The following is a 3,968-nucleotide window of genomic DNA, read 5'->3' on the forward strand; positions in this document are numbered from 1 at the left end:
ATCGTCGGCATTTTCTACGAACACAGGTTAAAATTCCATGGTATAATAGTATCATCAGGAGTGATGTGAGAGCCGTTGGTGTTCAGCCAGCGGTTTTTGTGTTTTCTGGATTAGTGAATTGAATATGAGATTATGATTCGCCTTCAGGCACTTCGATGCCCGGGGGCTTTTTTTATTAAGGTGGTGATTCTTTGTGGTAAGGAAGGGCTATAGATTGGTCATTACGGATAGGATTTTCAGGGACGTAATAATTCGGATTTACAGCCGTGTGAAGAGCTAAAAATCTTTTGAACATATAAGAATTAAGAAAGAAACGCGGTTGATTTCGGCTCAATGCCCCGAAAAGTAGGCGATAGGGGCATGACATTTTTGTCCTGCAAACTGCCCGATTTTGGACATTTTTGTCCGGGCTAGGAATGGTGGTGGTTGTAACGGCTTCATTGGCAGAATTACAGGCGCAGGCTGCTTCAATGGGATATATGTTAATCCGGCCTCCTTTGCCGGGGCATCAGTATACAGAGACTAGGGTTTTTAATGGCAGTACGTTTATCGACACAGACGGGAAACAGAAGCCTAAGAAGCAGAAGGAGCGCAGACAGTTTGTTAAATTTTATGGTGAGGTCTGGGAGGCGTTAGGAATGAAGAAAGTGCTCAGTTCAAATGAGGTTTATTGTATTACCTTGCTATTCCCTTATTGCGAGATCAATTCTAATTTTTTAGTGGAGAAGCGTAGGGGCAAGCAAGTGAGGCCGCTAGAGTTAGACGACATAGCCCATATCATAGACCGTGAGCAGCGGCAAACTAAGCGGATATTAAAGTCATTGACCGAAAAGAACATTCTGTTTCAGGGTGAAAGTGGCGGGGTTCAAAAGTATTGTGTCAATCCGGAGATATACTGGAATGGCGGCGATATCACCAAGTATCAGTATTTCAAGACGATGTTTTATACCGAAAGGGATTGTAAGATCGCCCGCGCAAAAGAGCAAATAGAGAAGGCGGGGAAAGAGAGTAGAGACAAGCCACCTAAGCTAAAGGTTTTGAATGTAAATGGTCATCAGACAAGTCTATTACATTGATAACAAGACACCTTCTGTGGAGGGTGTTTTTTTTATGCCATGAGATAGGTTAGCTACCGAAAGACGGTAATCCCTGCCGTTTGCTCATGGCTTATTTATTATGGGAGTACACCGAGGGGATAGGTGAATGTATTGAGTATCTTATTTAATAAAAAGCCGATAACAGTCAACACGGAATTAGCCGAAAAGATAGGGTTGAATGAGTCAATCATTGTTCAACAATTAAATTATTGGCTAGAACACAACAAAGAAACCAGAAATAATTATCGTGATGGCTATTACTGGACGTATAACACTTACGAAGAATGGCAGAAACAGTTTCCGTTTTGGAGCGTAAGCACAATCAAACGCACTTTTATAAAGCTGGAAAAAGACGGTTGGGTTGTCAGCGGTAATTACAACAAACTTAAAATAGACCGTACAAAATGGTACAGATTAAACTATGAAAAACTGGAAACCCTTGATAATCCACCAAAGTGTCAAATTGATACGATGGACGGCTCACTTTGCGCCGATGCAACGGTTCAATATGACCCGACCATTACCAGAGATTACACAGAGAATACTACAGAGACTAACTTATACGTCATTGAACATGACGACCCTTTCATTGATTTTTATTTAAGAGCATATGAGTTTTATTTCAATAAAGAACATATGAGAGTTAGTAAAGAGAATTTAATCTATATTCAACGAACTATCGAGATTTTCCATGATAGGGATATTGAATTAGACGAATGGCAGGAGAAGGTTGTCGAGCATTTAGAAAATCTACCTGACTCGAACAACGGTAGCATCGTAGCATTCCTTAAGGCTAGTTTCAGGTATTTTGAAATTGACCCGGAAAGGGCGATAGGGTGAATGCGTGATGGAATACAGTGAATTACGAGAACTTCAAGCCTTAGACTTGGAGCATAAATTAATTATTACCCGTGGCCGTATACAGGAATGGTACGAGCATTGGAACGGTCGGGTTTATGTTTCCTTTTCCGGCGGCAAGGACTCAACGGTTCTGCTCAATATCGTCCGTTCGATGTACCCCGAAGTACCTGCGGTATTCTGTGATACCGGCTTGGAGTACCCCGAAGTAAGAAGTTTTGCTCTTAGTTGGCCAAATGTAGTCAAACGGACGCCTAAGATGACTTTTAAACAGGTTATAGAGAAATATGGTTATCCGGTGATAAGCAAGCGACAGGCGGATATCCTTCATGAACTGCGAGATCAAAACCTATCCGAACGCCTTCGGAATTATCTTCTGAATGGCGACGAACGCGGGTGTTTTATATAATCGACTTTCGAGCCGGGCTTTGTGCTCAGGCTTTTTTGTTTGCAGTTTATTTCTTGCTGGCTGTCTGGGGATTGATTAAGTGGAGTAAGGAGGTAACGGATTGAAACAGATAACTCGTAGACAATATTTTGAGCTCAAGAAGGCTGGCAGATGGGTGCGCAGGAGCAGGCACCGGTACTGGCTACTGGGTGTTAGATAGCGAATAATCGCGTTAGGCGGTGATACTCATGCTTAACACCATGGGCGAATAGAGATTAAGATTTGCGGGGTTAGTGTTTTTACCTCCGGCACGCAAGGGCGGTCATGCCGAAGGCCGCCCTGCCCCGCATTTAACTTGATAGCAAATACCGACTGAAAGTGGGTGCAATTCCTCAGATCACGGTGTAAGACTCACCGGAAGTCGGATTTGACTATATTATCTATGGTGCTATAGGCACAAGTGGGTGGTGGCGGAATTCGTTAAAGACGCTAGGTTCGGCGCAGGTTGCATAATTTTACCGTTGGTAGTTGTTGTGAGCCATTATCTGGCCGATAGTGCCGGGTAATGGACATGATAGGCCATAAATCGCAACCGTCCCGGGGTGGAAGTCCCCGGGCCACTCACAAATATACTTTGTTGAACCAAAGGCCGTCGGTTAGACTTCTGCAACTGTGAATACAGCCATGGAAGTTGGTAAATCGGCGGCTTTTTGTTTGGGCAAGGGCAAGGCAAAGAAAAGTGAATTTCAAACAAGAAAGGAATGGTAAAGAATGAATTTTGGTAAAAGAGTTTCATCCGAAGAGGTAGAATGTTCCGGTTTTGTAGGAGTCAATGAAATCCCGAAAGAAGCAATTATCTTTGATAAGACTCAAGTCGGTTATGTCGACGCTTTAATGGCAAATATATTGCTCAATGATGTGAAGGGCCAGCTACTCAATATCATTGAGGGTATTGGCCTGCTTGATAGGCAGGAAACGGCTATAAAACGCATGGTTACTAATTGTTTGCATGAAACAGTGCATCATGTGCAAGAGTGCATGGCATTGGTTGGGAAAAGCGAACCACTTAAATTAACGGTAGGAACAGATTTAATAACTATGAATTCGAGCGGTGTTCGTATTAAAAATGCGGAGCTTGTTGAACCAAGAAATCTGGTTAAAGAGTTAAAACCACTTTCAGGCGAATAAACATTAAGCCAGCTCTGCCCTTGCCAGATTTATAAGTTGGCTACGCAATTAGGAGGGATATAATGTACCAAATCACAGAGATTCAGGACGTTTCGTGCCCGATCTGTAAACGATTTGTGGCTCATGTGGTGGTGGACAAGAAGAATAAAACCGCCATTAAGCGAATGATTAAGGACGCAACTAATGAGGTGCGCGCAGAGAAGAAACCGGTTCATGTAGTTTGGCTGTATGTTTGGCATAAAGGCAAGCTGAAATGCCGAACAATGTGGGTTGACAAGACCTTCAATGAAGCTCCGCTACCCAAACCGCTAGATTTTAACGATTACCTGGGTGACATTGGGATAATGTGGCTTAAATAGAATCCAGCAACTATTCGGGATTGCCTAATAGTTCAGGGCAACATATAAAAATTACTTACAAGTTCAGATGAATGATGC

5 protein-coding genes are annotated in these 3,968 nt (G+C 42.8%); all 5 read left to right on the forward strand.

The features are described from left to right. Positions 1-416 precede the first annotated feature (416 nt). Complete coding sequence (locus B2633_RS11630) at positions 417-1,076, forward strand: hypothetical protein (RefSeq protein WP_483170837.1); 660 nt, start codon at positions 417-419, stop codon at positions 1,074-1,076. Positions 1,077-1,199: 123 nt separating this feature from the next. Further along, on the forward strand, positions 1,200-1,937 hold the full coding sequence (locus B2633_RS11635) for a hypothetical protein (RefSeq protein WP_483170838.1): 738 nt from the start codon (positions 1,200-1,202) through the stop codon (positions 1,935-1,937). A 7-nt stretch (positions 1,938-1,944) separates the two neighbouring features. Continuing rightward, the gene (locus B2633_RS11640; RefSeq protein ID WP_483170839.1) at positions 1,945-2,364 is read left to right on the forward strand and encodes a phosphoadenosine phosphosulfate reductase domain-containing protein; all 420 of its coding nucleotides are present in this window, start codon (positions 1,945-1,947) and stop codon (positions 2,362-2,364) included. Positions 2,365-3,114: 750 nt separating this feature from the next. Continuing rightward, positions 3,115-3,531 carry a hypothetical protein gene (locus B2633_RS11645; protein WP_483170840.1) on the forward strand — a complete coding sequence of 139 codons (417 nt, stop codon included), beginning with the start codon at positions 3,115-3,117 and terminating at the stop codon, positions 3,529-3,531. Between the two features lie 62 nt (positions 3,532-3,593). Beyond that, the gene (locus B2633_RS11650) at positions 3,594-3,890 is read left to right on the forward strand and encodes a hypothetical protein (protein ID WP_483170841.1); all 297 of its coding nucleotides are present in this window, start codon (positions 3,594-3,596) and stop codon (positions 3,888-3,890) included. Positions 3,891-3,968: the final 78 nt, after the last annotated feature.

This window comes from Syntrophomonas sp. UBA1041 (assembly GCF_002316705.1).
GTDB lineage: Bacteria > Bacillota > Syntrophomonadia > Syntrophomonadales > Syntrophomonadaceae > DTU019.

What these genes read in the sequence shown, in the direction of transcription:
- B2633_RS11630 (WP_483170837.1), top strand. Translation starts at nt 417, where the DNA reads ATGGTGGTGGTTGTAACGGCTTCATTGGCAGAATTACAGGCGCAGGCT.
- B2633_RS11640 (WP_483170839.1), top strand. Translation starts at nt 1,945, where the DNA reads ATGGAATACAGTGAATTACGAGAACTTCAAGCCTTAGACTTGGAGCAT.
- B2633_RS11645 (WP_483170840.1), top strand. Translation starts at nt 3,115, where the DNA reads ATGAATTTTGGTAAAAGAGTTTCATCCGAAGAGGTAGAATGTTCCGGT.
- B2633_RS11650 (WP_483170841.1), top strand. Translation starts at nt 3,594, where the DNA reads ATGTACCAAATCACAGAGATTCAGGACGTTTCGTGCCCGATCTGTAAA.